31 protein-coding genes are annotated in these 26,281 nt (G+C 67.8%); 13 read left to right on the top strand and 18 right to left on the bottom strand.

The features are described from left to right. Positions 1–58: 58 nt before the first annotated feature. Together TVH25_RS12955 and TVH25_RS12950 are read right to left on the bottom strand one after the other, a co-directional pair. On the bottom strand, positions 59–289 hold the full coding sequence (locus TVH25_RS12955) for a DUF3107 domain-containing protein (protein WP_169619749.1): 231 nt from the start codon (positions 287–289) through the stop codon (positions 59–61). A gap of 45 nt (positions 290–334) precedes the next feature. After that, complete coding sequence (locus TVH25_RS12950) at positions 335–1,027, bottom strand: ferritin-like fold-containing protein (RefSeq protein WP_169619750.1); 693 nt, start codon at positions 1,025–1,027, stop codon at positions 335–337. 201 nt (positions 1,028–1,228) lie between these two features. Between TVH25_RS12950 and TVH25_RS12945 the strand changes: the two genes are divergently transcribed. Beyond that, the gene (locus TVH25_RS12945; protein WP_422424350.1) at positions 1,229–2,914 is read left to right on the top strand and encodes a DEAD/DEAH box helicase; all 1,686 of its coding nucleotides are present in this window, start codon (positions 1,229–1,231) and stop codon (positions 2,912–2,914) included. A 5-nt stretch (positions 2,915–2,919) separates the two neighbouring features. Beyond that, on the top strand, positions 2,920–4,131 hold the full coding sequence (locus TVH25_RS12940; RefSeq protein ID WP_422424348.1) for a hypothetical protein: 1,212 nt from the start codon (positions 2,920–2,922) through the stop codon (positions 4,129–4,131). Positions 4,132–4,142: 11 nt separating this feature from the next. Here TVH25_RS12940 and TVH25_RS12935 read toward each other — a convergent pair whose 3' ends face one another. Then, positions 4,143–4,928, bottom strand: coding sequence for an AAA family ATPase (locus TVH25_RS12935; RefSeq protein WP_169651694.1), 786 nt, complete (start codon positions 4,926–4,928; stop codon positions 4,143–4,145). Between the two features lie 104 nt (positions 4,929–5,032). Between TVH25_RS12935 and TVH25_RS12930 the strand changes: the two genes are divergently transcribed. Beyond that, positions 5,033–5,503, top strand: a complete 471-nt coding sequence (locus TVH25_RS12930) for a GNAT family N-acetyltransferase (RefSeq protein ID WP_169651693.1) — start codon at positions 5,033–5,035, stop codon at positions 5,501–5,503. Positions 5,504–5,525: 22 nt separating this feature from the next. Here TVH25_RS12930 and TVH25_RS12925 read toward each other — a convergent pair whose 3' ends face one another. Further along, positions 5,526–5,948 (bottom strand): hypothetical protein, encoded by a 423-nt coding sequence (locus tag TVH25_RS12925; RefSeq protein ID WP_169619755.1) that lies wholly within the window; start codon positions 5,946–5,948, stop codon positions 5,526–5,528. 47 nt (positions 5,949–5,995) lie between these two features. On the opposite strand from TVH25_RS12925, the gene TVH25_RS12920 reads away from it, so the two are divergent. Both TVH25_RS12920 and TVH25_RS12915 read left to right on the top strand, forming a co-directional pair. Further along, positions 5,996–6,937: a diacylglycerol/lipid kinase family protein gene (locus tag TVH25_RS12920; protein WP_422424345.1), complete on the top strand. Its 942-nt coding sequence runs from the start codon at positions 5,996–5,998 to the stop codon at positions 6,935–6,937. A gap of 243 nt (positions 6,938–7,180) precedes the next feature. Next, a complete protein-coding gene (locus TVH25_RS12915; RefSeq protein WP_072699424.1) occupies positions 7,181–7,435 on the top strand; it encodes a WhiB family transcriptional regulator in 255 nt (84 codons plus the stop codon). An 80-nt stretch (positions 7,436–7,515) separates the two neighbouring features. Here the strand turns inward: TVH25_RS12915 and TVH25_RS12910 are convergent, their stop codons facing one another. Both TVH25_RS12910 and TVH25_RS12905 read right to left on the bottom strand, forming a co-directional pair. Next, entirely contained in the window at positions 7,516–8,991 is a 1,476-nt protein-coding gene (locus tag TVH25_RS12910) for a sensor histidine kinase (protein ID WP_169619757.1), read from the bottom strand. 17 nt (positions 8,992–9,008) lie between these two features. Continuing rightward, a complete protein-coding gene (locus TVH25_RS12905) occupies positions 9,009–9,224 on the bottom strand; it encodes a biotin/lipoyl-binding carrier protein (protein ID WP_169619758.1) in 216 nt (71 codons plus the stop codon). 96 nt (positions 9,225–9,320) lie between these two features. On the opposite strand from TVH25_RS12905, the gene TVH25_RS12900 reads away from it, so the two are divergent. Then, entirely contained in the window at positions 9,321–9,395 is a 75-nt protein-coding gene (locus TVH25_RS12900) for a 50S ribosomal protein bL37 (RefSeq protein ID WP_022597109.1), read from the top strand. Between the two features lie 70 nt (positions 9,396–9,465). Here the strand turns inward: TVH25_RS12900 and rsrA are convergent, their stop codons facing one another. Together rsrA and TVH25_RS12890 are read right to left on the bottom strand one after the other, a co-directional pair. After that, positions 9,466–9,750, bottom strand: a complete 285-nt coding sequence (rsrA, locus tag TVH25_RS12895) for a mycothiol system anti-sigma-R factor (protein WP_169619759.1) — start codon at positions 9,748–9,750, stop codon at positions 9,466–9,468. Continuing rightward, positions 9,747–10,415, bottom strand: coding sequence for a sigma-70 family RNA polymerase sigma factor (locus tag TVH25_RS12890; RefSeq protein WP_378527610.1), 669 nt, complete (start codon positions 10,413–10,415; stop codon positions 9,747–9,749). Before TVH25_RS12890 ends, rsrA begins: the two co-directional genes overlap by 4 nt. Before the next feature lie 294 nt (positions 10,416–10,709). Here TVH25_RS12890 and TVH25_RS12885 point away from each other — a divergent pair, with 294 nt between their 5' ends. After that, entirely contained in the window at positions 10,710–11,261 is a 552-nt protein-coding gene (locus tag TVH25_RS12885) for a GNAT family N-acetyltransferase (RefSeq protein ID WP_422424342.1), read from the top strand. 47 nt (positions 11,262–11,308) lie between these two features. Here TVH25_RS12885 and TVH25_RS12880 read toward each other — a convergent pair whose 3' ends face one another. Together TVH25_RS12880 and TVH25_RS12875 are read right to left on the bottom strand one after the other, a co-directional pair. After that, positions 11,309–11,941, bottom strand: coding sequence for an isochorismatase family protein (locus tag TVH25_RS12880; protein ID WP_422424341.1), 633 nt, complete (start codon positions 11,939–11,941; stop codon positions 11,309–11,311). Between the two features lie 90 nt (positions 11,942–12,031). Continuing rightward, positions 12,032–13,099, bottom strand: coding sequence for an LLM class flavin-dependent oxidoreductase (locus tag TVH25_RS12875; RefSeq protein WP_422424339.1), 1,068 nt, complete (start codon positions 13,097–13,099; stop codon positions 12,032–12,034). A gap of 96 nt (positions 13,100–13,195) precedes the next feature. Between TVH25_RS12875 and TVH25_RS12870 the strand changes: the two genes are divergently transcribed. Together TVH25_RS12870 and ybaK are read left to right on the top strand one after the other, a co-directional pair. Further along, positions 13,196–13,789 (top strand): CGNR zinc finger domain-containing protein, encoded by a 594-nt coding sequence (locus TVH25_RS12870; RefSeq protein ID WP_422424338.1) that lies wholly within the window; start codon positions 13,196–13,198, stop codon positions 13,787–13,789. A 27-nt stretch (positions 13,790–13,816) separates the two neighbouring features. After that, positions 13,817–14,314 (top strand): Cys-tRNA(Pro) deacylase, encoded by a 498-nt coding sequence (gene ybaK, locus TVH25_RS12865; protein ID WP_169619783.1) that lies wholly within the window; start codon positions 13,817–13,819, stop codon positions 14,312–14,314. 11 nt (positions 14,315–14,325) lie between these two features. Here ybaK and TVH25_RS12860 read toward each other — a convergent pair whose 3' ends face one another. After that, positions 14,326–15,072 carry an SOS response-associated peptidase gene (locus TVH25_RS12860; protein WP_422424337.1) on the bottom strand — a complete coding sequence of 249 codons (747 nt, stop codon included), beginning with the start codon at positions 15,070–15,072 and terminating at the stop codon, positions 14,326–14,328. A gap of 79 nt (positions 15,073–15,151) precedes the next feature. Between TVH25_RS12860 and aroA the strand changes: the two genes are divergently transcribed. Both aroA and rsgA read left to right on the top strand, forming a co-directional pair. Beyond that, positions 15,152–16,438 (top strand): 3-phosphoshikimate 1-carboxyvinyltransferase, encoded by a 1,287-nt coding sequence (gene aroA / locus TVH25_RS12855; protein ID WP_422424353.1) that lies wholly within the window; start codon positions 15,152–15,154, stop codon positions 16,436–16,438. Continuing rightward, a complete protein-coding gene (rsgA, locus tag TVH25_RS12850; protein WP_296550020.1) occupies positions 16,405–17,424 on the top strand; it encodes a ribosome small subunit-dependent GTPase A in 1,020 nt (339 codons plus the stop codon). The genes aroA and rsgA overlap by 34 nt, the downstream gene beginning before the upstream one ends. An 80-nt stretch (positions 17,425–17,504) precedes the next feature. Here rsgA and TVH25_RS12845 read toward each other — a convergent pair whose 3' ends face one another. The 7 genes from TVH25_RS12845 to TVH25_RS12815 all read right to left on the bottom strand — a co-directional run bounded on the left by TVH25_RS12845 (position 17,505) and on the right by TVH25_RS12815 (position 24,632). Continuing rightward, positions 17,505–18,740, bottom strand: coding sequence for a fatty acid desaturase family protein (locus tag TVH25_RS12845; protein WP_169651685.1), 1,236 nt, complete (start codon positions 18,738–18,740; stop codon positions 17,505–17,507). An 87-nt stretch (positions 18,741–18,827) separates the two neighbouring features. Further along, positions 18,828–20,108, bottom strand: a complete 1,281-nt coding sequence (locus TVH25_RS12840; RefSeq protein WP_169619787.1) for a fatty acid desaturase family protein — start codon at positions 20,106–20,108, stop codon at positions 18,828–18,830. A gap of 60 nt (positions 20,109–20,168) precedes the next feature. Then, positions 20,169–21,299: a ferredoxin reductase gene (locus tag TVH25_RS12835; protein ID WP_169619788.1), complete on the bottom strand. Its 1,131-nt coding sequence runs from the start codon at positions 21,297–21,299 to the stop codon at positions 20,169–20,171. A gap of 106 nt (positions 21,300–21,405) precedes the next feature. Then, the gene (locus TVH25_RS12830) at positions 21,406–21,915 is read right to left on the bottom strand and encodes a DUF6912 family protein (RefSeq protein ID WP_378527616.1); all 510 of its coding nucleotides are present in this window, start codon (positions 21,913–21,915) and stop codon (positions 21,406–21,408) included. A 3-nt stretch (positions 21,916–21,918) separates the two neighbouring features. Next, positions 21,919–23,328 carry a WS/DGAT/MGAT family O-acyltransferase gene (locus tag TVH25_RS12825; RefSeq protein WP_169619790.1) on the bottom strand — a complete coding sequence of 470 codons (1,410 nt, stop codon included), beginning with the start codon at positions 23,326–23,328 and terminating at the stop codon, positions 21,919–21,921. Beyond that, positions 23,325–23,768, bottom strand: a complete 444-nt coding sequence (locus TVH25_RS12820; protein WP_296550028.1) for an HAD family hydrolase — start codon at positions 23,766–23,768, stop codon at positions 23,325–23,327. The genes TVH25_RS12825 and TVH25_RS12820 overlap by 4 nt, the downstream gene beginning before the upstream one ends. A gap of 63 nt (positions 23,769–23,831) precedes the next feature. Further along, positions 23,832–24,632 carry an SDR family NAD(P)-dependent oxidoreductase gene (locus TVH25_RS12815; RefSeq protein ID WP_422424336.1) on the bottom strand — a complete coding sequence of 267 codons (801 nt, stop codon included), beginning with the start codon at positions 24,630–24,632 and terminating at the stop codon, positions 23,832–23,834. A gap of 66 nt (positions 24,633–24,698) precedes the next feature. Between TVH25_RS12815 and TVH25_RS12810 the strand changes: the two genes are divergently transcribed. Beyond that, positions 24,699–25,538, top strand: a complete 840-nt coding sequence (locus tag TVH25_RS12810; RefSeq protein WP_422424335.1) for an SDR family NAD(P)-dependent oxidoreductase — start codon at positions 24,699–24,701, stop codon at positions 25,536–25,538. Between the two features lie 198 nt (positions 25,539–25,736). Next, a partial coding sequence (locus TVH25_RS12805; RefSeq protein WP_422424334.1) for an Rv3235 family protein occupies positions 25,737–26,281 on the top strand: 545 nt, incomplete at its 3' end.

The raw sequence follows: 26,281 nt of genomic DNA, 5'->3' as shown, positions 1-26,281 counted from the left end.
GGGCCGCGGCGGGGGGGGCGCGCCGCCCCCCGCCCCCCGCCCGTTTGGGGTCCCGTGGTCAGATGGCTGCGAAGCCGACCTTCCCGATGGTGGAGGGGCCGATCTCCACGTACGCGATCTTCGCCGCCTGCACCAGAACCTTGCGGCCCTTCTCGTCGATGAGAGCGAGCACGCCGCTGCCGTTGCCGCTCAGTGCGTCGGTCACAAGCTTTTCCACCTCGTCGTGCGTCTGGTCGCTGACGAGGACGAGTTCACGCGGGCTGTCCGCAACGCCGATCTTGACCTCCACTGGGGACCTCCGAAATCTCAGGCTGTACTGCTTGTCACCGCCAGGCTAATGCAGTCCGAGCACTGCCATCCGCTTGGTGTGCTCGACCTGCATCCGGTCGAACAGGGCGGCAATGCCTGCGAGGTCGCCCGAGGTGAGAATCACCAGTTCGGCAAGCTCCTCGTTCTGGGCGAGCACGTACTGGGCCTGCGTGATGGCTTCGCCCAGCAACCGGCGCCCCCACAACATCAGGCGGTCCTTCTGGAGTGGGCTTCGTTCCACGACTTCACGGACTTCACGGACGACGAACTCGGAGTGCCCGGTCGCGGCGAGCACGTCGCGCACCACCGTGGCTACCTCCGGGGCGAGCCGGTCGGCGATCTCACAGTAGAAGTCGGCGGCGATCCCGTCCCCCACGTACGCCTTGACGAGGGATTCGAGCCACGTCGACGGGGTGGTGGACGCGTGATAGGCGTCGAGAGCCTGCCGGTACGGCTCCATCGCGGCGTAGATCTCCACACCACGGTCGTCGAGCGCCGCGTTCAACGTCTCGAAGTGGCTCATCTCCGCCGCTGCCATGCTCGCGAGGGCGACACGCCCCCGTACCGACGGGGAGAACTTGGCATCCTCCGCGAGACGGTAGAACGCGGCGATCTCGCCGTAGGCGATCACCGCGAACAACTCGGCGACGCCGGGATGGTCGGCGGGGACGAGGGTCGGACTGGATGATGCTGTGGACGGCGACGATTCGGCTCCCATGACGACAAAGCGTAGTACTACCTCGGCGAATCCGCCGGAACCGGTACAATGGTCTTTGAAGTTCGCGCTTCGAGCTGCTGAACGCAGCCCGCGAGCTTCACCGATAATGTGCGCGCACCCGACCGCGGATCGCCGCGCTTCGCCGAGCTTCTGACAATGCTCGTGCTGAGGCGCAGGCCGGTCCCCTGCCCGACCTCGTGCGTGCGTGCCGAGACCAGGAAGGCCGGACCCCTGAGCAAGATCACAATCGACCACGAAGACGACGCGACCGAAACGACCGTCTCCGCACAGCTCGACTCCACCCACGTTCCCCCCACCTTCGGAGAGCTCGGCGTCCGCGACGAAATCGTCCGGGCACTCTCCGAGGTCGGCATCGACCGTACGTTCGCAATCCAGGAGCTCACACTCCCCCTCGCCCTCGCGGGCGACGACCTCATCGGCCAGGCCCGCACGGGCATGGGCAAGACCTTCGGGTTCGGGGTCCCGCTGCTCAACCGCATCACCACCGACGGTTCGGGCACCACGACCCTCGACGGCACCCCGCGTGCGCTCGTCATCGTCCCGACGCGCGAACTGTGCGTCCAGGTGACCGGCGACCTGGTGAGCGCCGCGAAGTACTTGCCCGGCAGCGGCAAGAAGGGCCTCGAAGTCCTCTCGATCTACGGCGGACGCCCGTACGAGCAGCAGATCTCCCAGTTGCAGAAGGGCGTCGACGTCGTCGTCGGCACCCCGGGCCGGCTGCTCGACCTCGCCAACCAGGGTCACCTGATCCTCGGCAAGATCGGCGTACTCGTCATGGACGAGGCCGACGAGATGCTCGACCTGGGCTTCCTGCCCGACATCGAACGCATTTTGACGATGGTGCCCGACAAGCGTCAGACGATGCTGTTCTCGGCCACCATGCCGGGCCCGATCATCACGCTCGCCCGCACCTTCCTGAACCGCCCGACGCACATCCGCGCGGAGGAAGCCGAGTCGTCGGCGGTGCACGAGCGCACCCAGCAGCACGTCTACCGTGCGCACGCGCTCGACAAGGCCGAACTCGTCGCGCGCGTGCTGCAGGCCGAGGGCCGCGGCGCGACCATGATCTTCACCCGTACCAAGCGCACCGCACAGAAGGTCGCCGACGATCTCGTCGAGCGTGGCTTCGCCTGCGGCGCCGTGCACGGCGACCTGGGCCAGATCGCACGCGAAAAGGCACTCGACAAGTTCCGCGCCGGCAAGATCGACGTGCTGGTCGCCACCGATGTCGCGGCACGCGGCATCGACATCGACGACGTCACCCACGTCATCAACTACCAGTGCCCCGAAGACGAGAAGACGTACGTGCACCGCATCGGCCGTACGGGTCGCGCGGGCCGCACCGGCATCGCGATCACCCTCGTCGACTGGGACGACATTCCCCGCTGGCAACTGATCGACAAGGCGCTCGGCCTCAACATGCCCGATCCGGTCGAGACCTACTCCAGTTCGCCGCACCTCTTCGAGGAACTCGGCATTCCTGCCGGCACCACGGGGCGCGTGCACAAGCAGGCTCCGGCGCGGTCCGCCGAGAGCGAGCCCGCCGAACGTCGCCCGCGTGAGGATCGCGAGGAGACGGCGTCCCGGCCCAAGCGCAACCGCGTGCGCCGCCGCACCGTCCGCGGCAAGGCGTCCGACGGTGACACCGCTGCCGCCTCGGGCGCCGACGCTACGGAGCCGAAGGCGTCGAACGGCCAACAGAAGGACCCGCAGGCCGAGGGCGCATCCGAGCGCGCCGGTTCCGACGCACCCGCTTCCCCGGCACGGCGTCGTCGCCGTCGTCGCGGCAACGGCGCCGCGGGCCACGACACGGCCTCACAGGACGCCTCGAGCGCGGACACCGTCGCGGCATCGTCCGCTCAGTAGGACCCGTGCTCGCGCCGGAGCGCCGCACACGCACGGATCTGCTCGTCGCCGCCACACTCGTCGTCACCGTCCTGGTGGCGGCGAGTGTCGTCTGGCTACGGTCCGATGCGCGCGGCACCACCTCGATCACGTGGGACGAGCCGGTGTCCGCTCCCCCTCTCGCCGGTACGCTGCCCGACACCCTCACCGAGGTGTGGCAGGCGCCCAGCGGGGCCACGTCGGCGCCCGACGCGCGCGGGGGCCCCGGCGCGACGGCCGACGCGAACACGGTGGTGGGCCGGGATCCGGTCACCGGCGACGAACGATGGCGGTATGAGCGCAACCGCCCGCTGTGCGCCGCAACGGGTGCGTGGGGTTCGGTGATCTCGGTCTACCGCGACGCACGCGGCTGCGGGCAGGTCACCGCGCTCGACTCGGACAGCGGAGCGCGCGGGGCACAGCGGACCGGTGACGCAGACGAGGAGATCCGGCTCATCGACGCCGGCTCCCACGTCATCGCACTCGGCGACACCCGGCTCGAGATGTGGCGGTCCGACCTCGTGCGCACCGTCGAATACGGGTACGTCGACGCCCCCGTCAACCCGCGCGCCCAGCCCCGGTCCGGCTGCGAACTACTTTCCGCCGACGCCGGGACGAGCCGTCTCGCGGTACTCGAGCAGTGCCCCAACGAGCCGGCCAATCGGCTCACGTTGCTGGACCCCACTCCCGACGACAGTCAGAAACCCGAGCAATACGCGTCGTCGGTGCTGCCGGAAGCGCAGACCGGAGCAGGCGCCCGCATCGTCGCCGTGCTCGGTGAACGCACCGCTGTGTACATGCCGCCGGGACCCGGCGGCGGCCCACGCATCGCGGTGTACGACGGCTCGGGCGCACTCGTCGACACCCACGACCTCGGACGTGTCGCCGGCAACGGCACCGCACCCGCCACCGAACAGGAGGGGGTCCTGGTCTGGTGGACGGGTCTCGACACGGTCGCCCTCTCCCCCGAGGATTTCGCACCGGCATGGACCGTCGAGGACACCCTCGGGACCGGAGCGGCGATGGCCGGCTCACTGCTCCTGCCGGTCGACGACGCGGTCGCGGCGGTCGATCCCGCGTCCGGCAACGTCCGGCGGCGGATTCCCGTCGAACGAGGCGACGCACCGGACGTGGACGTCGCGGTCACCGGTGAACTCGTGCTCGAGCAACGCGGAGACCGGGTCGTCGCGCTGCGCTGACGACGCCGGGGTCAGTCCAGCGTGGGCAGTGCGGTGTCCTTCGTCCACGACGCGAGCAGGTTCTCGGCCAGTTCCCGGTAGGCGTCCGCGCCCTTGTTCTTCCGACCGGCGAGCACGGTCGAACCCGATGCAGACGCCTCGGCGAACCGCACGGTTCGCGGGATGGGTGGCGAGAGCACCGGCAGGTCGTACCGGTCCGACACGTCGGCGAGCACGTCACGACTGTGTGTGGTCCGCGAGTCGTACAGCGTGGGAAGTGCGCCGAGGAGTTCGAGTTCGGGGTTGGTGATCTGCTTGATCTCCTGGACCGTCCGCAGAAGCTGACCGACGCCGCGGTGTGCGAGCGTTTCGCACTGCAGCGGGACGAGGACGGAGTCTGCCGCGGTGAGCCCGTTGAGGGTGAGCACCCCGAGGGACGGAGGACAGTCGACGATCACCACGTCGAAGTCGTCCGCGACCGTCGCCAGTGCGCGTTTGAGGGTGTATTCCCGGCCCGGTTTCATGAGCAGCATCGCCTCGGCACCGGCCAGGTCGATGGTCGCGGGCATGAGCGTGATGCCTTCTCCCGCCTCGACCAGCACCTCCTGCACCTTGGTCTCCCCCACGAGGACGTCGTGCACCGACTTGTCGAGCCGGTCCGGGTTGTGGCCCAGGGAGAAGGTGAGACATCCCTGGGGATCGAGGTCGACGAGGAGCACCCGCTGTCCCAGCGCGGACAGGGCGGCCCCCAGCGACGCGACGGTGGTGGTCTTGGCGACGCCACCCTTCTGGTTTGCCACTGCAAGTACGGTTGTCACGGGTCGATCCTCGCGTATTCGGCGCTCCGGTGTGCGGTAACGACGCGGCATCTTCCCGGCACATCGTGCAGACCCCTCCGACGCTCCCGAAAGGCGTACCGCCCGTGATCCGCAGAGTCCGTCCCGACGATGTCGACGCCGTCACCGGCCTGATCTACGACCTTGCGGAGTACGAGAAGGCCCGGCACGAGTGCACCGTGACGACGGAACAGATCCGGGCCGCGCTGTTCGGTCCGGAACCGTCGGTGTTCGGCCATGTGGCGGAAGAGGCGGACGGCACCGTCGTCGGGGTCGCGCTGTGGTTCCGGAACTTCTCCACGTGGGACGGGGTCCACGGCGTGTACCTGGAGGACCTCTACGTCCGGCCGGAGCATCGCGGCGCGGGACACGGGCGCGCGCTGCTCGCCGCACTGGCCCACGAATGTGTGGAGCGCGGTTACACCCGGCTGAGCTGGTCTGTGCTGAACTGGAACGAGCCGTCCATCGGTTTCTACCGGTCGCTGGGTGCGGTCCCTCAGGACGAGTGGACGACGTTCCGTCTCAGCGGTGACGCGTTGCGCGAGCTCGGCGCCTGACCGGCCTCCGACGCGGCCCGGTTCAGTGCTCGTCCTCGGGCACGTAGTCGCGGGCGAGCCACCGGGTGGTGGCGGGGCTGAAGAGGAGCACGAGCGCCGGCACCACGATCAGCCCCATGAGCGCACCGAGGAACACCTGATGGGAATCGGTGAGGAGCGACCACACCACGGGCAACAGCAGAAGCTGCGCGACGACAGCGATCGAACGTCCCCAGTGCGCGCCGCGCAGGAGCGCGATGCCCGCGGCCAGGACGCCGCCGAAGAGGATCGACAGCCACAGCGCGAGGCCGTAGCCGTTACTCACCGACTGGTCGTAGTTACCCGACCATGCCCGGATGACCGAGTACACCGCGAACCCGATGGCGATGACGCCTTCGAGCACGACGAGCGACCCGGCAACCTTGACGGTCGACGGGGTACGGGTACGAGGTGTTTCAGTGGGCACCCGACCAGCGTAGTGGACCGGCGCGATAGCACTTAGGCTGATGCTCCGTGCGTGCCCTGCTGATCGTGAACCCGAACGCGACGACCACCACTCCGGCCGGTCGTGACCGGCTGGCTCACGCGCTGTCGGGCAGAACGCAGCTCACCGTGGCGCATACGACGCACCGGGGGCATGCCGCGGACCTGGCACGTTCCGCACACGCGGACGGGATGGATGTCGTCATCGCTCACGGTGGCGACGGCACCGTGAACGAGATCGTCAACGGCCTGCTGGGGCCTTCCCCCGACCGTGGTCCCGATCCGACGCTGCCTCGCCTCGCCGTGGTGCCGGGCGGATCGGCGAACGTGTTCGCTCGCTCTCTCGGGATCGCACCGGACCCGATGGAGGCGACGGAACAACTGCTTTCCCTGCTCGCCGGTCGCACCGCCCGCCGCATCGGGCTCGGCCACTGCGACGGGCGGTGGTTCGTATTCAACGCGGGGCTCGGTCTCGACGCGCAGGTGTGCGAAGCGGTCGATCTGAGTCGTCTCAGCGGCAAGAAGGCGACGAGTTCGCGGTATGTGCGACATGCGATCACGCAGTTCTTCGCGTCGAAGCGGATCGAACCGGCACTCACGCTCGAAGTGCCGGGGCAGGATCCGGTGGCCGGGGTGTATTACGCCTTCGTGTCCAACTCGAGCCCGTGGACCTTTCTCGACAGGCGCCCGGTGCACACGAACCCGGGTACGTCGTTCGGCACGGGCCTGGGGGTCTTCGCGATGGCGACGATGCGGGTCGTGCCGAGCCTTCGCGTCGTGCGGCAGTTGCTCGCGAAGCAGGGAGATCCGTCGTCTCCGTATCTGCTGCGCGCGGACGACGTCACGCACGTGCGCGCCCGGTCGACGCGACCGATCGGCCTGCAGGTGGACGGCGACTACCTGGGGCTTCGCACCGATGTGGAGTTCGTATCCGTGCCTTCGATACTCGAAGTCGTCGCTCCTGCACAGTGAGCAGCGTGCTCGAATGTTGTGATTCTGCTTACTTTTCGGCCGAACAGGTGTAGAAAGAAGGATTGACGAATGCTTCGCCCCTTCGTCGGCGTGAGCTTCCACACGGTCGCGGTCGATTCTCTTGACTTCACGCAAGTTCGTGAAAGCATTCACAAGTAACCGCGCGGAAATACTTCGCGCCGCAAGCGTGAACACGCACAGACAATCATCCGGTGCACAGCACCATCGAAGGAGAGTAGAAGCATGGACTGGCGCCACGAAGCCATCTGCCGCGACGAGGATCCGGAACTGTTCTTCCCTGTGGGCAACAGTGGACCGGCTCTCGCGCAGATTGCCGATGCCAAGCTCGTGTGCAACCGCTGCCCCGTCACCGCCGAGTGCCTCTCGTGGGCCCTCGAATCGGGTCAGGACGCCGGCGTATGGGGCGGCATGAGCGAAGACGAGCGACGCGCACTCAAGCGCCGCAACGCCCGCACCCGGGCTCGCACCACGGTCTGACGATCGCGACTTGTACGAAGGCCCGCCCCCCCCGGGGACCGGGCCTTCGTACGTCGTAGGTGTCTCGCCGACAACGTGGATCAGGTTCCGGCAACCTTGCCGAGTGCCAGTCGCAGGCGCGCGTCGGTTCCGCCGGTTTCGTTCGCGGCCAGGTCGAGCGTGCCGCCGAGTTCGGCAGCGACCAGCGTCCGCACGATCTGCAGCCCGAGACGGTCGGAATCTTCGAGACGGAACCCCTCCGGCAGGCCTTTGCCCTCGTCCCGCACGACGACATCGAGCCACCGGGCCGACCGGTTCGCCCGGACCGTCACCGTGCCGTGAACACCGGGGTCGAATGCGTGCTCGACGGCGTTCTGCACGAGTTCGGTGAGCACCATCACGAGCGGGGTGGCGCGATCCGCGGGGAACACACCGAGGTTTCCCTCACGGCGCACCCGGATCTGGCTCCCCACCGCCGAGACATCCACCACGATCGGGATCAACTGGTCGAAAACACCGTCGAGGTCGACCTCTTCGTCGACCGACATCGACAGGGCTTCGTGCACCAGTGCAATCGACGTGACCCGGCGTACCGCTTCGCCGAGCGCCTCTTTGGCCTCGACATTGCCGGTGCGCCTCGCCTGCAGCCGCAGCAGCGCCGCGACCGTCTGCAGGTTGTTCTTCACCCGGTGGTGGATTTCCCGGATCGTGGCGTCCTTGCTGAGTAGGGCACGGTCACGGCGTTTGACCTCGGTGACGTCGCGTATGACCACAGCGGCGCCCTCGATGCGGCCGCCGGGCGACAGGACGAGCGCACGGATGAGCACCGTCGCTCCCCGTGCCTCCACCTCCATGCGCTGTCCCAGCCGTCCGTGCACGGCCCCGCTGAGATATTCGGAGACGTCCGCACTTTCGAACGGATCCGTCACGAGGGAGCGGGTCGTTTCGACGAGGTCCTGGCCCAGCAGATCGGAATTGAATCCCATGCGGTGGTACGCGGACAACGCGTTCGGGCTGGCGTAGACGACGCGGCCCTCACGGTCGAGACGGATGAAACCGTCACCGGCGCGGGGGCTGGACTTCGTGTCGGACCGTGCTTCCGGAGTGGGGAACGTTCCCTCGCTGATCATGCTGTAGAGCGCATCGGCACATTCGAGGTATGCCGTCTCGAGCGCACTCGCCGAGCGCCGTGACACCCGCGCGGCGTCCCGGCTCAGTACCGCGACCACCTGTCCGGCCCAGCGCACCGGCACGGCCTGACGCAAATGGATCGAGTCGCTGGATCCGCGCCGGACCGTGACGATCTCACCCGATTTGAAAGCCTTACGGACATAAGGATGTTCGTCGTCGGACACGACGGTCCCCACCGCATCCTCCGGGATGACGGTCGAGGCGGTGGTGGGACGGCACTGCGCCACACACACGATCCCGTCGGGCGCGGCGTCCACCCACAGCAACACGTCCGCGAACGACAGGTCGGCGAGCAGTTGCCACTCCCCGACGACGCGCTGCAGGTGGTCGACAGCGGCACCGGGAAGATCGGTGTGGGTGGCGAGAAGGGCACTGAGGGTGGACACGGAGGCCGCCTTCTTGTTCAGGAGATGACCGCGATGAGATCGCCCTGCTGGATCACATCTCCCACGGCGACGCCGACCGACGTCACCGTGCCCGAGGTCTCCGCGAGCACCGGGATCTCCATCTTCATCGACTCGAGGATGACCAGGGTGTCGCCTTCCGCGACGACCTGTCCCTCGCTCACCACCACCTCGAAGACCGTGGATACCATCTCGGCCCGTACGTCCTCTGCCATCGAACACCTCATTCCGCGAACCGGACGGTGGACCTGCCGACAGGACCACTCGACCGCACGTGAAACACTGTAATGAAAGAGAAAGGAGATCCAACCATGGGTAAGCGAGGCCGCAAGAAGCGTAGCCGCAAGGGGAACGCCGCCAACCACGGCAAGCGTCCCAACGCCTGAGGCGTTCGGAAACACGGAAGGACCGGAAAGCGTTGCTTTCCGGTCCTTCTTGCTCGGGGGGCCGAGTCGGTCAGTTCTGGGCGTCGCGGTGGTGGTGCACCACCACATTCCGGCGGATCTCCAGCACCAGGCGTTCCCGCAGTCCCGCCGGCGCATGCTCTCCGCCACACTTGCGGCTCAGCAGGGACTTGATCTTCTCCTCGATGCCGTAGGCCTCGAGGCAGGCACCACAGTCGTCGAGGTGCCCCTGGAGTCTCGCTCGCGCATCCTCGTCACACTCGGAATCCAGCAACAGATACACGTCCGCAATGACCGCAGAGCAGTCCACCCGCTCGAAGTCTGTCGGCTCGCTCACTGCGAGACTCCCTTCCTGTTCTTGCTGTTCTCGCTGTTCCCGGACGGTTCACCCGCGCCCGGTTCCACATCCACTGCCGCATCGACTCCACCGCCGCGATTGAAGCCGCGTTCGCGAGCCACGTCGCCGAGCAGGCCACGCAGTTGCTTGCGGCCGCGGTGCAGGCGCGACATCACTGTCCCGATCGGGGTTCCCATGATCTCGGCGATGTCCTTGTACGGAAATCCCTCGACGTCGGCGTAATACACCGCCATGCGGAAGTCTTCGGGGAGTTCCTGCAACGCCGCCTTGATGTCGTCGTCGGGCAGCGCGTCGAGCGCCTCGACCTCCGCCGAACGGAGCCCCGTCGACGAGTGCTCCGCGGTCGCCGCGAGCTGCCAGTCGGTGATCTCGTCCGTCGGATACTGCGCGGGCTGCCGCTGCCGCTTCCGGTAGGAGTTGATGTAGGTGTTCGTGAGGATGCGGTACAGCCAGGCTTTGATGTTCGTGCCTTCACGGAAGGACGCGAACGCGGAAAACGCCTTGATATACGTCTCCTGGACGAGATCTTCGGCGTCGGCCGGGTTGCGGGTCATCCGCAACGCAGCACCGTAGAGCTGGTCGAGCAGCGGCAGTGCCTCACGCTCGAACCGTTCGGCCAATTGTTCGACAGACTCCTCGACCACACCGATCCCTTCACCGACGTTCTCCGTGAAGGCTACCGGTCCTGCCGTAGCCGGACGGGGCGGGCAAAGGATTGCCAACAGGGTCTCCGATCCTCGAGCAACAGCGGTCGCGCCGGCGGGCACGTCCGAAGGGGTCAACACACCGCATACCGGACTTGTTCCCGACGGGCGGCGAGTCGGCGCGCGGGTCGGCTGGTCGGCGGCGGTGTCTCCGCGCCAAGGGGGATAGATGACGCCGACGAGGACCGGATCTCGGCATTCGGCCGTCGGCGTCCCCCTGACTACCCTTGCGCCGTGACCCTCCGCATCCATCGCGCCGACTTCTCCGACCCCCGACTGGCCGCATTCCTCCAGGCTCATCTGGACGAGCTCGCCCCGACTGCGCCCCCGGAGAGCAGGCACGCCCTGGACCTGTCCGGTCTCCGGCAGCCGGGTGTACGGCTCTGGGTCGGCGAGCGGGACGACGGAATCGCAGCGACAGGTGCCCTCGCCGCACTCGGGCAGGAGCACGAAGAGGTCAAGTCCATGCGCACGGACCCTCGCCGGCGAGGAAGCGGGGTGGGCCGGGCGATGCTGCGCCATCTGCTCGGCGATGCCGCCTCGCGGGGTGTCCGGCAACTCTCGCTGGAGACGGGAAGCACGGAGTTCTTCGCTCCGGCGCGGGCACTGTATGCCGGTGCGGGCTTCGTCGCCTGTGGGCCCTTCGGTGATTACCGGGACGATCCACACAGCGTCTACATGACGTTGACTCTGCCGCTTCGGACGCCGGCGCCGAGTGCGCCTTCTTTGCTCACGAAGCGGGCGCCGAACCCCGAAGGGTGCGGCACCCGCTCTCATCCGTCCTGAACGTCCGTCCTGAAGGTCCTGGTCTCCTCCGTGCGGAAGACCCGGCGTCAGCTGAAGGAGTTTCGTCCCTCGAGTGCCGACGCGACGAGATTGTCCTTGGGAAGGGCGGTGCCCGACGACACGGCGTCGGTCCACATCTCGGTGCTCGCGACCGCGGCGAAGTTGGAGTGGAACAGCGTCATCAGTGTGGTGTGAACCTGCTCGGCGGAAACCTTGCCCGCTGCGTTGGCGAGGTGGATCGCGCCGGTGGCGTCGGAGATGATCTCCGCGACGAGGCCGTGCACTTCGGCTTCTGCGGCAGTGGCCAGATCGCAGTTGTTGGTCATGTACCCGACGATCGTGATGGTGTCGACGTTCTGCTCACGCAGCCACTGCGCCACGTCGGTGTTGCCGAACACCGACCCGTAGTTCTTGGTGACCTGCTTCCAGTGCGGCTTGACCCGGGCGGCCACGTCCGGATGCAGCTGCCAGCCGTGCGACCCTTCCGCGTAGACAGGAGCCTCGGCCGGGAGTGTGTGCTGGACGACGGCGACGGAAAGCCCGGCGGCGTCGGCGTGGTCGAGGACCCGCGTGATGTTCGCAAGGGTCGCCTCGCGCGGAGGATATTGAATCTGCATGGGACCGTCGAAGTACTCGTTCTGCACGTCGACGACGAGCAGCGCGCGGCGGGGGGACGTCATGGTGTTCTCCTTCTCGAGACGACCGAGTGGTCGAGTGTGCGGATGCGCCGAGTTGTTCGATGCGTCCGTGTCGTACCGGGATTGTGCTTGTCAGAGTCCGGGCAGACCGTAGTGATCGGCCATGAGTTCCACTGTTCTGGCCTGGGCCTGCCGGGAGTGGCCCACCAGAACCAGCATCACCTCGTCGACGCCGGTGTGCTCGTGGAGTTGCTCGAGGCGGTGGGCCACGGTCGGCGCTGTGCCGTGCAGCGTGCGGTCCGTCCATTCGTCCAGGATCTGCCGCTCCTGGGCGGTGGCGGGATATGCCTCGACGTCTTCCGGACGAAGCAGGGAGTACGGCTCGCGCCGGAACATCCGCAACATGCCCATCGCGGTGGACGCGGATTGACGCCGGGCCTCCACGGGGTCGTCGTCGGCAACGACTCCGACGCTGACCAGACCGTACGGCTCCGCGAGCACGGCGGACGGCCGGAAATGCTTGCGGTACAGCGCCATAGCGGTGACGACGTCGGCGCTGCCGAATTGCAAGGCGAAGGCATAGGGCAGCCCTAGCCGCCCTGCCAACTGCGCGGAGTACGGCGAGGAACCCAGGATCCACACGCCGGGGCGGGTCGTGGCTCGGGGTACTTCGTTCTGCTCGGCCTGCCACGGACCGGGTACCGCGTGAACGTCGCGGTAAGGATGTCCCTGCGGAAACTCGTCGTCGAGAAACCCGAGCAGTTCCAGAACCTGCTGAGGAAAGTCGTCGCCGGCGCCACGATGCCGCCGCAGCGCTGCCGCGGTCGCGCCGTCCGTGCCGGGTGCCCGGCCGACGCCGAGATCGATCCGCCCGGGGGCCAGGGTGTCGAGCATGCCGAACTGTTCGGCAATCACCAGGGGCGCATGGTTGGGCAGCATGACCCCGCCCGCACCGAGCCGGATGCGTTCGGTTTCGCCGGTCAATCGCGCCACCATCAATTGGGGTGACGACGTGGCAGCGCCCGGCATCGCGTGATGTTCGGACATCCAGAAACGTCGGTATCCCCGCCGGTCGGCCCGCTTCGCCAGCGCGATGATCTCCTGGAAGGTCTCCTGGACGGTGCTCCCGACGCCGGTATGTGCGTTGTCGAGCACGGAAAGGGAAAAAGGGGCGGTGCCGGACGTGCGCGGCTCGAGCATGAAGCGATCTCAACTCTCACGGTAATAGTTGCCATTCAACGTGAGGTTCACTGTACGAGCATCTCACGGAAAACCACAACGGTTACCATGAGAGGCATGGTGACGATTCCGCTCCCGCCGGCGCCCGGTGCCGAGACTCACTGGAGTCTGGCGCTGGTCAACAGCACCGTGAGCCTTCCCGGCGGACTCGAGGCAGACGAGTTGAGCACGCCGGCGGAGGCCACCGGGTGGCTGATCGGTCATGGTCTCGCGCCCCGCGACACCGAACTTCTGGCCTACTGCCGCAGCCAGCTCGTCGGATTGCGGACGGACCTGCGGTCGGTGTTCGCCGCCCATGTGGACGGCAATGCTCCCGATCCGGCGGCACTGGAGGGCATCAACCGAGCACTCACCACCGTGCCCAGCGCGGTCGTCCTCAGGTACGAGGAGAAGACGGGATTACGCCGGACCTCGATCCATCCGACGACTCGGATCGTCGAGCACGCGATGATGCAGATCGCCGAGGACGCCGCCGCGTTGCTGACCGGCGAGAGCGCATCGCTCATATCCCGCTGCGATGCGACCCCGTGCGATCGCTTCCTGCTGCGCACTCACGCACGCCGGTACTGGTGCTGCACTCGGTGCGGCGACCGGGTGCGGGCCGCGCGAGCCTATGCGCGCCGGTCGCCGCAGCGCGTTGCCACAGAATGAGGGAACGCTGTTGCCTAAGGTGAGCACATGGCATCCACGTCGACCCCCGCCACCACGCTTCTCACCCGCGAGAAGGTGCCCCACGTGGTCCACGAATACCCCCACGACCCTCGGTCCGGCTCTTTCGGATCCGAGGCGGTCGAGGCGCTCGCCGACCGCCTCGGCGTGGTGCCCGCCCAGATCTTCAAGACACTCGTGATCGCCCTGCCGTCCGGCAAGCTGGGCGTCGCCGTCGTCCCCGTCCCGGAGACGCTGTCGCTCAAGGCCGCGTCGGCGGCGCTCGGTGGCGGCAAGGCCACGATGGCCGAGCGCGCCGCCGCGGAACGCGCGACCGGCTACGTACTCGGTGGCATCTCCCCGCTCGGTCAGCGCAAACGCCTCCCGACGGTGATCGACGCGTCGGCGGGCCACTGGGACAAGGTGTTGTGCAGCGCGGGGCGGCGCGGCCTCGAAATCGAACTCGCCCCCGCGGACCTGATCCGCCTGACCGGAGCCGTGGTCGCCCCGGTCGCAGCAGGTCACTGACGGCGCAGCCGCTACAGCAACGCCATCTGGTCGCCGGCGCCGTCGTCGGGCACGAGCAGTTCCGGGCCGTTGTTGCGCACGCTGTTGACCTTGTCCGACACCCTGCGGATCCGAATCCGCGCCACGGCGTCTTCGCTCGGCACGATGAGGTCGGGGTGTCCGAGGCTGTCGGGATCGAGCCAGGCATCCCACCGCTCGGGCGGGAGCATCAGGGGCATCCGGTGGTGCATATTGCCCAGTTGCGCAACGGAATCCGCGGTGAGGATCGTGGTGCTCATGAGCGGTGGCGCGTCGGGGGTGCGCGGATCGCGCCACACCGCCCACAGACCCGCCATGTGGACGCGTGCACCGTCGGCGGGAGCCATGAAATACGGCACCTTGCGGGTCTTGCCGTCCGGCGCCGGTTCCACCTGCCACTCGTACCAGCCGTCCATCGGAACGAGGCACCGTCGGTAACGCAGCGAGTGCGCGAACGCCGGTTTGGTTGCCACCGACTCGGACCGCGCATTGAACAGCGGAGCGCCCGAAGCCACCTCCTTGGCGAACGGAGGCACCAGTCCCCAGCGCATCCGCCGGATACGGCGCCGCGCCGGGCCGTCCGCATCGTCGCGGTCGTGCCGCGCCACCACGGTGAGCACCTGCGTGGTGGGCGCGACGTTGTAGTCGGGCCGCAGTTCCTCGTCGCCCGTCTCGTCGATCGCGTCGAGTTCCATCGCGAGAGTGGCCGGATCGGCCGTCGATGCATACCTGCCGCACATGCCCACGAGTGTGGCAGCGACCGCCGACACGGCACACACCGGTCGCGCGGACGGGTGGGAGTCGATGCCCGGGCGGACCATGGGCGAAGATGGACGGGTGAGCCTGTGGAAAGCACCCCGAGCCGTGTCCCCCGTCGACGCGTCCGTGACGCTGCCTGGATCCAAGTCCATCACCAACCGTGCCCTCGTCCTGGCGGCCCTGGCGGCCGGTCCCTCGACCGTGACCGGAGCGCTGCGCAGCCGCGACACCGACCTCATGATCGCTGCGTTGCGATCCCTCGGAGCGGCGATCACCGAGCGCGACGGCGGCACCACCCTGGACGTGACCCCGGGACCCCTGCGAGCCGGCGCGGTGGACTGCGGCCTCGCGGGGACCGTGATGCGCTTCGTTCCGCCGGTGGCTGCGCTGGCCGACGGGGACGTCCGCTTCGACGGGGACGAGCAGGCACGATCCCGGCCGATGGGCACGGTGCTGGACGCACTCCGGGCACTCGGCGCAGACATCGACGGCGACACGCTGCCCTTCACGGTCCACGGTCGCGCCGGCGTGCGCGGCGGGTCCGTCACGATCGATGCGTCCGGGTCGTCGCAGTTCGTGTCCGGTCTGTTGCTCTCCGCCGCGAGGTTCGACGACGGTGTGACCGTGCACCACGACGGCAAGCCCGTCCCGTCCACCCCGCACATCGATATGACGGTCGACATGCTCCGTGACGCGGGCGTGCACGTCGACACCTCGGAGGCGAACACGTGGCGGGTGCTGCCCGGCCCGATCGCCGCCCACGACGTGGTCGTCGAACCGGACCTCTCGAATGCCACCCCGTTTCTCGCCGCCGCCGCGGTCACCGGAGGCACGGTGTCCGTCCCGTGCTGGCCGGAGAAGACCACGCAGGCGGGCGACGCCATCCGGGACATCCTCGAGCGCATGGGGGCGGCTGTGTCGCTGTCGGACGGGACGCTCACGGTGCGAGGGCCGGCCACGCTCACCGGCATCGACATCGACCTGCACGACGTCGGTGAACTGACGCCCACGGTGGCCGCGGTGGCCGCGCTGGCATCGACCCCCTCGCGTCTTCGCGGTATCGCACACCTGCGGGGCCACGAGACCGACCGGCTCGCCGCGCTGGCAGCCGAGATCGGCCGGCTCGGCGGCATCGCCACGGAAACCGAGGACGGCCTCCTGATCGAACCGGCCACCCTGACAGGCGGTGTCTGGCACTCCTACGCCGACCACCGGATGGCGACTGCCGGCGCGATCCTCGGTCTCGTCGTCGACGGCGTCGAGGTCGAGGACATCGGCACGACCGCCAAGACCCTCCCCGGATTCGAAGGTCTGTGGGCGGCGATGTTGACGGGAGCACGCTCCTGAGCCGGCGGCAGTACGACGAGTCCGACGTCCGGGTCCGTCCGGGCAAGAGTTCGCGACCGCGTACCAAGGATCGGCCCGCCCATCTCGATGCGGTGGAGGGCATGGTGTTCTCGGTGGACCGTGGGCGCTGGGGGGTCGTCCTGGGTGGCGATCCGCAGCGGCCCGTGGTGGCAATGCGCGCACGCGAACTGGGCCGTACGCCGATCGTGGTCGGAGACAGGGTGGGGGTGGTCGGCGACCTTTCCGGCCGTCCCGACAGCCTGTCGCGCATCGTGCGGGTCGAGGAACGCACCACCGTGCTCCGCAGGACAGCCGACGACACGGACCCGTTCGAACGGATCGTGGTGGCGAACGCGTCGCAACTGCTCATCGTCGTCGCGCTCGCCGATCCGCCGCCCCGCACCGGGCTCGTGGAGCGCGCGCTGGTCGCCGCGTACGCGGGCGGGCTCGCCCCGATGCTGGGGCTGACCAAGAGCGATCTCGCCGACCCGGAGGAATTCGCGTCGCAGTTCGCCGATCTGGACATCCCCGTGCTGGCCGTCGGCCAGGACAACGATCTTTCCGATCTCACCGAGCGTCTCACCGGCCGGGTCACCGCATTGATCGGCCACTCCGGCGTCGGCAAATCGACCCTTGTCAATCGCCTCGTCCCCGACGCCGACCGCGCCACGGGTGTGGTCTCCGGTGTCGGGAAGGGCCGGCACACGTCGACCCAGTCCGTCGCGCTTCCGCTTCCGTCCGGTGGCTGGGTGGTCGACACTCCGGGCATCCGGTCGTTCGGGCTCGCGCATATCCAGCCCGATGACGTCGTCGCGGCCTTCACCGATCTCGCCGCGGCGGTCGCCGACTGCCCCCGCGGCTGTACGCATCTCGGGCCGCCCGCCGACCCCGAGTGCGCGCTCGACCGCCTCGAGGGCAAGTCGCTGCGCCGGGCGCAGGCCGTGCGCGAACTGCTCACCTCGCTGGCGTCCAACGACTCCTGGTGATCGAATGCATCGAACCCCGGCACCAGTTCCGGTGCCGGGGTTCGATCATCGTTCGGGGCGTGCAGCACACGCTCGCGAACTCAGCGCATGCCGAGAATCCTGCGGACGAGACCGCGCTTGCGGGTCGTCTCGATCGTGGTGGCCAGACCGCGCCGGCGTCCTGTGACCGGATCGATCTCCGCCGGGCCACCGAAGCCCCGCTCCGATGCGGTCTCGGGGGCGGCGTCGCGGTCGTCCTTGAGGAACTTGTCGGGTAGCGAGAGCTTCGCGATGGTGCGCCAGGACTTCCAGTACTGCACGGCCAGCGGACCGGTGGTGTACGGCAGGTCGTACTTGTCGCACAACTGCCGCACGCGCACGGCGATCTCCGCGTACCGGTTGGACGGCAGGTCCGGGTAGATGTGGTGCTCGATCTGGTAGCTCAGGTTGCCGGTCATGAAGTCCATGATCTTGCCGCCGGAGATGTTGGCGGACCCGAGCATCTGCCGGAGGTACCACTCGGCGTGCGTCTCGTTCTCGACGTCCTGCTTCGTGAACTTCTCCGCACCGTCCGGGAAGTGCCCGCAGAAGATCACGGCGTTGGTCCACACGTTGCGGACGAAGTTCGCCGTGGCGTTCGCGGTGATCGTGGTCTTCCACGACTTGCCCGTGAGCGCCGGATAGACGACGTAGTCGCGCAGGTCCTGCTTCGCGATCTTCGCGAGCACCTCGGCGCCGTGCTTCTTGGTGATCTCGCGGTCGTCGCGACCCTGGATGACCTTGCCGAGTTCGAGCAACTGGATCGCGATGCCGTACTGGAACAGCGACGCCAGGATCGCGTTGTAGGCGATGTTGCCGAGGTAGAACGGCTTCCAACGCTGGTCGCGGGTGACGCGGAGCAACCCGTAGCCCACATCGTCGTCCATACCCAGGATGTTCGTGAACTTGTGGTGCAGGTGGTTGTGGGTGATCTTCCAGTGCGCCGACGGATCGACGTTGTCCCACTCCCAGTTGGCGGAGTGGACCTCTGGGTCGTTCATCCAGTCCCACTGCCCGTGCATCACGTTGTGCCCGAGCTCCATGTTCTCGATGATCTTCGACAACGAGAGCATTCCGGTGCCCAGCCACCACAGCGAGCGCTTCTTGGAACCGAACAGGACCAGACGTCCACCGACCTCGAGGCCGCGCTGCAACCGGATCGTGTTGCGGACGTATCGGGCGTCGCGCTCACCGCGCGACTCCTCGATATCGCGCCGGATGGCATCGAGCTCGCGGCCGATGGCCTCGACGTCCGCCTCCGTAAGGTGCGCGTATTCCTTGATGTCCGATATCGCCATGGCGGCTACTCTACCGTAGGTTACGGCTCCGTAGGTTAGGCGATTTCGGACGTGTGATCGGAATCACTTACGGGCGGGCGGCGTCGATTACTGCCGATTCCGGCGACGCGCACGTCGCATCGCCACCGTGTGCTCGGCATGCGAGCGCAGCGCGGTGAGCAACCCACGGCGACGTCCCGTGACGGGGTCCTCGGTGAGAGCCGGCAGTGCTGCGGCAGCACGGAGTCGCTCGAACTTACGCTCCGACGACGTCTCCGGCGCATCGTCGGACGTCGCCCGCAGAAGGGTGTCCGGCAACGCCAGTTTGTGGATGGTGCGCAGTGCCAGCATGTACTGCCGTCCGATCGGTCCGGTCGTGTACGGCAGGTCGTACTTGCCGCACAGCGCACGGACCCGGGCCGCGATCTCCCGGTAGCGATTGCTCGGCAGGTCCGGAAAGAGGTGGTGCTCGATCTGGTAGCTGAGGTTGCCGGTCATGAAGTCCATGACCCGGCCACCGGTGATGTTCGCGCTACCGAGCAACTGCCGCAGGTACCACTGACCGCGCGACTCGTCCTCGAACTGCTCGACCGTGAACTTTTCGGCGCCGTCCGGGAAGTGTCCGCAGAAAATCACCAGGTACGCCCAGATATTGCGCACGACATTGGCCGTCAGGTTCGCCGTGAGCGTGCTGCGCCATGCCGGTCCGGTCGCGGCGGGGAACAGCACCAGGTCCTTGAACACCTGGCGGCCGGCCTTCGCCACGAACTCGCGGTCGGGCCCGGACATCCTGGGCCGCGGACCGTCACCGAGTTGTTTCTCCCACGCGATCCGCTGCGCCGTCAGATCGTGCAGCGCGATACCCCACTCGAATGTCAGCGCGAGGACCACGTTCGCGACCGGCTGCAGCAGGTTGATCGGGCGCCACTTCTCGTCGCGGGTCATGCGCAGGATGCCGAATCCGACGTCCTCGTCCATCCCCACGATGTTCGTGTACGTGTGGTGCTCGTAGTTGTGGGCGCGCTTCCAATGAGCGGACGGGCCGGTCTGGTCCCATTCCCACGACGTGGAGTGGATTTCCGGATCGTTCATCCAGTCCCACTGCCCGTGCATCACGTTGTGCCCGAGCTCCATGTTCTCGATGATCTTCGCGAGCGACAACGCGGTCGTGCCGAGCAGCCAGCGTGAGCGCCGCCGCGAGCCGAGCAGCACGATCCGGCCGACGATCTCGAGCGTTCGCTGCAGCCGAATCGTGTTGTGGATGTACCGCGCGTCACGCGGCCCACGCGAATTCTCGACGTCGCGCCGGATGGCATCGAACTCTGTTGCCAAAGCGTCGATATCGGCGTCGGTCAGATGCGCGAACTCGCGGATGTCGGTGATGGCCAAGCGGGTCCCTCTCGTCGTTCATGGTTGTGCCCTCAGGGCATCGATTGTGCGGTCGAGGCCTCAGGCGTCGATGGTGCAGTCGCCGGCCGCAACGGAGATGCAGGTCTGGACTCGCTCGCCCTCTCCATGCTCCTCGCCCGACCGGAGATCTACCACATACCCCTTCTGGAGCGGCACCACACAAGTCTGACAGATTCCCATCCGGCAACCGAAGGGCATGAGCGCTCCTGCGCTCTCCCCCGCCTCGAGAACGGTGGTGGCACCGTCGGCGGTCACCGTCTTGCCGGATTTCGCGAACGTGATCGTTCCCCCGGCTCCGGAGGTATCGGCCCGTGTGACCGCGAAGCGCTCGAGATGCACGCGATCTTCGAGGCCCGCCTTCTCCCAGTGAGCGCTGATATCGGCGAGCATCTGCTGCGGTCCGCACGCCCAGGTCTGACGCTCCCGCCAGTCCGGACATACCTCGTCTAGCTGCGACAGGGCGAATTTGCCCTGTTCACGCGTGTATTGCAGGTGGCAGCGGTAGCGGTCGTGGTTGGCGTCGAACTGCTCGAGTTCGGACCGGAACATCACGTCCTCGGCGGTGGGCGCCGAGTGCACATGCACAACGTCGGCAATGTCGACGCCACGGTCGGCCGCACGCCGATCGAGGGTGCGGAGCATCGACATGATCGGTGTGACGCCGCTGCCGGCCGTCAGGAACAGGATCTTCTCGGGCGGCGGATCAGGAAGAACGAAGTCGCCCTGCGGAGCCGCGAGGCGCACGATTGTGCCTTCCGGCACACCACCGACGAGATGGCTCGACAGGAACCCCTCGGGCATCGCCTTCACCGCGATCGAGATGACCTTGTCGGTGCGGATCGGGGTGGAGGTCAGCGAGTACGACCGCCAATGCCACTTGCCGTCGATGTGCAGGCCGATGCCGATGTACTGACCGGGCGAGTACCCGAAGTCGAAGCCCCAGCCGGGCCTGATGACGATGGTTGCGGAGTCGGGGGTCTCGGAACGGACCTCGACGATGCGCCCACGAAGCTCACGCGCCGACCACAACGGGTTGATCAAGTGCAGATAATCATCGGGCAACAGTGGGGTCGTGAGTCGCGCGACCGCGCCTCGCACCACGTTGGACAGAGATCGCTCACCCGGTGCCACATGGGCCGCGGGCCTTTCGATCCATTCCTTGAAACCCATCGACCGATTCTCCTCACGCTGGAACTACGACCGCGAAGGTTATCAGAGGTTACGGTTCCGTAGGTTACGTGGAGACTCCACTCACAAGCATCCTCGTTCCGAGCGGTCAGAGCAATTCCAGCAGGAACTGCAACTCCTGCGCCGCGTACCACGCCAGTTCGTGATCCTCGGCGTCGCCGAGCACGAACTCGGCCTCCTCGTCGCCCAGATCGCCCGCGTCGACAACCTCCATCGCACGCGCGACGTCCGCTTCCGCGGCCTTCAGATCCACGTGCACGGACGCGACGGCGCTCATCGGGATCGGCCCGGCGAGGCGCACCACGGCGTCGTCGAGATCGGGGCGCGGGGTTGCGCCCTCGACATCCGCGGCGATCACGACACGCCGCGTCCCGAACTCCGGGGTCGCCCCGGTGTCCTCGGCAGCCAGCAGCCGCACCGAGGCACGCGCTGCCTCGGACATGGCCACCTCCGCGAGCTCGTCGTCGTCGCCGGAGGTGTAGGCCTCACGCAAGGTGGGCGTTACCGCGAACGCTGTACGCCCCACCGCGTCGAGCTCGTTCTCGGCGACGAGACGCTGCAGCATCCCGAGCGTCGCCGGTACATAGACACGCGTCACTTCTCACCTACTGGCATCCGACAACTCCTCGAGCGATTCGTGCAGCAGCGACGTCAGCACATGCACGTCGGGCATGGCATCGCGGTCCGCATTCAAACCGTAGTAGATCTTTCCGTCGTACGACGTCAGCGCGACACTCAGGGCCTGATTCTTGAGCAACGGCGAGACCGGATACATCCCGAGCAGTCGTGCCCCTCCCAGATACAGCGGATACTGCGGCCCCGGAGCGTTGGTGATCATGAGATTGAACACGCGCTGCGAGAAACCCGACGCGACGCGCACTCCGACCGCGTGCATGGTCGCCGGCGCGAACCCGGACAGCCGGATCATGGACTGCGCCGCGACCCGCCTGCGCTCCCGCGCGTACGCCTCCCCGGCGTGGGCGATGTGCGACAGCCGCACGACGGCGTTCGGCTCCCCGACCGGGAGGTCGACGAGGAACGACGACACCTCGCCTTGAGGATGCACCGTGGTCGTCCCGTCCGTACCCTCGCCGCCGGCGTCACGCACGTAGACCGACATGGGAACCATCGAGCGGACGACGGTGGCCTCGGTCAGCGGCTCGCCGCGGGAAAGCAGCCAGTACCGCAGTGCCCCGGCGATGACGGCGAGCACCACGTCGTTGACCGTGCAGCCGTATCGGGAACGAATCTTCCGGTACGGCTCGAGGTCGGACTCCACGACAGCGAAACGCCTGCTGCGGGAAATCGACGCGTTCAGCGGCGATTCGGGGGCGGACTGCGCCGCGGTGCGGGCGATACGGCTCACCGCGTCCACGGTTTCGGTGAGCGTGGACGCAAGGTTGCCCACCGCCGACCGCACCGCGGCCACGCCTTCACCGGGCCGCGCGACCAGTTCGGCGAGTGCTCCGACGAGCAACGCCGATTCCGACGGTTCCTGCTCCGGCATCCACAACTCTTCCGGCACCTCGCGCGGAATCGCGTCCCGGTCGAACAGCACCTGGCCGATCTCGAGCGACTGCTCGGCGTCGACCAGCGCCGAATGAGACTTGGTGAACACTGCGCAGCGGTCGCCGGCAAGCCCCTCGACGACGTACATCTCCCACAGCGGGCGGGTCCGGTCGAGGGGTCTCGAGATCAGCCGGGCGACGAGGTCGTGCAACTGATCGTCGGTGCCCGGACGCGGGACCGCGGATCTGCGGACGTGGTACGTGATGTCGAAGTCCCGGTCGTCGATCCACACCGGCCGGGAGAGCCCGAAGGCCACCTCACGCACTTTCTGGCGGTAACGCGGAACCTCCGCGAGCCGCTGCTCGACCAACTCGAGCACCCGGTCGTAGTGAACTCCCCCGTCGGGCGGCTCGAGAATCGCCAGCGAGCCGATGTGCATCGGCGTGTTGCTCGTCTCCAGGTAGTAGTACGACGCGTCCTGCGCCGTCATCCGACTCGTCATTGCCGAACGTCCCCCTCACTTCCGGGTTGCCCGGATCGTCCTGCGGCGATGCCGAAGAGAACAGCCAATTCGGCCATCACGGTGTGGGGACCATCATGGTGGACGCCGACCATCCCCGCAGCCACGGCGCCCCGCACGTTGCCCGCCAGGTCGTCGACGAAGACGCATTCGGAAGGTGCGAGCCCGAGGCGTTCGGCGACGAGCCGGAAGCTCTCGGCATCGGGCTTGGCGACCCCCACATCCCCCGACAGCACCACCGCGTCGACGAAGGTCCCGGCGAGATCCCGCAACCACTGTGCGTGCGGGCCACCGGGATCGTTGCTCAGGATCGCGGTGCGCACCCCGCGGCGGCGCAACTCGGCGACCACCGCCGCGAGTGCCTCGGGGTCCGTATCCGGGCCGGCGAGCACGCCACCGAAGTCGAGCACCAGTCCACGCAGCACGGCCTCACCCTAGATGTTTCGCCGTCCGCGCATAGACGGACCTGCGGGTGAGCCGCGGCGTCAGACCCGCAGGCTCGCCGCCATTGCCGCGAGCGCCTGCCGGCGGGGCATCGTCACGAGGGTGTCGAATTGTGCGCGATAGTGCTCGCTCGGTACGTAGGTCGGTCCGTTGTTCAGATTCTCGAGTGCGCCCCGGGCGACGTCGTCCGGATCCATCAGGTGTCGCAAGGTTGCCGGATCGATACCCTGAAGCCGCGGTGCCTCGGTGTCGGTCGCTCCCGGACAGAGTGTCAGCACATCGATCCCCGCGGGAGTCAGCTCTCCCCAGAGGCCTTCGCCGAGCGCATTCACGTAGGCCTTCGTCGCCGAGTACGCGGCAGAATACGGGCAGCCGAGGAGTCCTTCCACCGAACTGGTGAACACGACACCGCCACGGCCACGTCGCCTCAACCGCGGAACGAGGGCATGCGCCAACCGTGTCGGTGCCTGGCAGTTGACCGCGAGCATGGCGGCGAGCGTGGCCGTGTCACCGTCCTCGAACGGGCCCTTCACCCCGAACCCGGCATTGCTGACGAGCAAACCGATGTCGGTGGTCGCCTCTTGCTCGAGCAGTCGGTCGACGGCGGCGGGATCCGAGAGATCCACTTCGTGCACAGTCACCTCGACGCCGTGCCGGCAGCGGAGTTCGGCCGCGAGATCCTCGAGCCGGTCGAGTCGGCGCGCGACGAGTATCAGGTCCAGACCGGCTTCTGCCAGATGGCGGGCGAACGACCGGCCGATACCGGACGACGCACCGGTCACCAGAGCCGAGAGGCCATATCTGAACACGAAGTCCCCGGCGACGGCACTGTCTTCGGTCATGCGTTCTCCGGTGTTCGAAGGGACAACCTCTTGTACCGCAACCCACTCGCAAATATAGTTCCGGAAATGGAGAATAGAATTCTGGCCAAAGTCGCGCTCGTCACCGGCGCCAGCCGAGGGGTGGGTGCGGCGACGGCTCTCGCGCTCGCCGACGCCGGGTACGCGGTGGCCTGCGCCGCCCGCTCGACGCGAACCGACCCTCGCCGCACCCCCGGGACGCTCGACGACGTCGTCGACGCCGTTCGTGCCCGTGGAGGCACCGCGATCGCCGTGCCGGTGGACCTGTCGGACCGCGAACAGGTCGCGGCGATGGTCGAACAGACCGTCGCCGAACTCGGGCGTCTCGATGTGCTGGTCAACAACGCGGGCGTCACCTTCGTCGGCGACATCGACGTCCCGCTGCGTCGCCACGATCTGGTGATGGCGATCGACCTCGATGCCCCGCTGATCGCCATCCGTACTGCCGTCCCGCACCTCCGTGCCGCCGGTGGGGGTCGCATCCTCAACGTGTCCTCCCTGGCCGCGCTGAAACCTGTGCCGGGCCTGATGTCCTACGGCATCGCCAAGGTCGGGCTCGAAAGGATGACAATCGACCTCGCTCGGCAACTCGCACCGGACCACATCGCCGTCAACTGCTTCCGCATCGACGCTCCGGTCGCATCGGAGGGCACTCTCGCCAACCTGCCGGGCGTGGACCACAGCACCTTCGAACCGAGTTCCGTGGCCGCCGAGGGCATCACCTGGATGGTCGACCAACCCGCCGAGTACTCCGGGCGGCTCGAGAGCATGGTTCACCTCGCTCATCGCGAAGGGATCATGCCTACGGTGGCGTCACGGCCCCTCACCCCGACCGAAATGTTCACCGGCGTCCACGACAACCAGCAGAGCGTATTCGTGGACGGCTGACGCAGAGTGCACATCGCACCCGGCCGCGTCGCGGTGGCGACATCACCCGGGTCGGCCGCGAGATGTACGGCGAGCGCGGACCCGCCGGATATGTCACGATATCGGCGGTCCGTCCTCTCCCGGACCTCATCGCGCCGCACAGGCGCGATCCCTGCACCGGCCGCCGAGCCGGCGCCGTCCACGCCCGGGAGACATGACATGACGGATCTGCACACCGGCCGCTACGTACGCCGCATCCCTCGCTTCGAGCCGCCACCACAGGAATCGCAGCCTCCCGGGCAGTGCGTCCGGTGCCGGCCCCACGCCGCGCCGCGCGCCACGCCGCACGACGGGCGATCCGGCCGTCCCGCCGGTTCGGCTCGCGCCCCGGTCGCGCACGCCGACGCAGTACCTCGGGTCGATGCCACCGCGCACAGGTTCGCGGAGGTGGCCCTGCGGCTGATCCTCGAGGTCGTCGACGGGCGACGCGCCGTCACCCAGCTCGCGGCGGTACTCGAACCGACGCTCGTCGAGGCGGTCACGGCGTCGCGCACCTCCCCGACCGGGGTTGCGGGAGCCGCGGTGCTGCTCCGGACCCGGGTGCACGCGGTCGACGCGGACACCGCGGAGGTGTTCGGCACCTACGCCCGGGGCGACCGCGTGTACGCGGTGGCGGGACGGATCGCGCGCCGGACGCCGAAGCCGAAGTCGCCTCACCCCTGGACGATCACCACCCAGTGGCGCGGCTGGGCCCCCGGGGCGGG

The sequence above is a fragment of the Rhodococcus sp. 7Tela_A2 genome (assembly GCF_049311045.1).
GTDB lineage: Bacteria > Actinomycetota > Actinomycetes > Mycobacteriales > Mycobacteriaceae > Rhodococcus.
This window is presented reverse-complemented; position numbering and strand designations above follow the sequence as displayed.

Bases quoted from the DNA above. Each gene is read 5' to 3' on its own strand.
- TVH25_RS12950 (WP_169619750.1), bottom strand. From the start codon at position 1,027: ATGGGAGCCGAATCGTCGCCGTCCACAGCATCATCCAGTCCGACCCTC.
- TVH25_RS12915 (WP_072699424.1), top strand. From the start codon at position 7,181: ATGGACTGGCGCCACGAAGCCATCTGCCGCGACGAGGATCCGGAACTG.
- TVH25_RS12905 (WP_169619758.1), bottom strand. From the start codon at position 9,224: ATGGCAGAGGACGTACGGGCCGAGATGGTATCCACGGTCTTCGAGGTG.
- TVH25_RS12880 (WP_422424341.1), bottom strand. From the start codon at position 11,941: ATGACGTCCCCCCGCCGCGCGCTGCTCGTCGTCGACGTGCAGAACGAG.
- TVH25_RS12875 (WP_422424339.1), bottom strand. From the start codon at position 13,099: ATGCTCGAGCCGCGCACGTCCGGCACCGCCCCTTTTTCCCTTTCCGTG.
- TVH25_RS12870 (WP_422424338.1), top strand. From the start codon at position 13,196: ATGGTGACGATTCCGCTCCCGCCGGCGCCCGGTGCCGAGACTCACTGG.
- ybaK (WP_169619783.1), top strand. From the start codon at position 13,817: ATGGCATCCACGTCGACCCCCGCCACCACGCTTCTCACCCGCGAGAAG.
- TVH25_RS12860 (WP_422424337.1), bottom strand. From the start codon at position 15,072: ATGTGCGGCAGGTATGCATCGACGGCCGATCCGGCCACTCTCGCGATG.
- aroA (WP_422424353.1), top strand. From the start codon at position 15,152: ATGGGCGAAGATGGACGGGTGAGCCTGTGGAAAGCACCCCGAGCCGTG.
- TVH25_RS12845 (WP_169651685.1), bottom strand. From the start codon at position 18,740: ATGGCGATATCGGACATCAAGGAATACGCGCACCTTACGGAGGCGGAC.
- TVH25_RS12835 (WP_169619788.1), bottom strand. From the start codon at position 21,299: ATGGGTTTCAAGGAATGGATCGAAAGGCCCGCGGCCCATGTGGCACCG.
- TVH25_RS12825 (WP_169619790.1), bottom strand. From the start codon at position 23,328: ATGACGAGTCGGATGACGGCGCAGGACGCGTCGTACTACTACCTGGAG.
- TVH25_RS12815 (WP_422424336.1), bottom strand. From the start codon at position 24,632: ATGACCGAAGACAGTGCCGTCGCCGGGGACTTCGTGTTCAGATATGGC.
- TVH25_RS12810 (WP_422424335.1), top strand. From the start codon at position 24,699: ATGGAGAATAGAATTCTGGCCAAAGTCGCGCTCGTCACCGGCGCCAGC.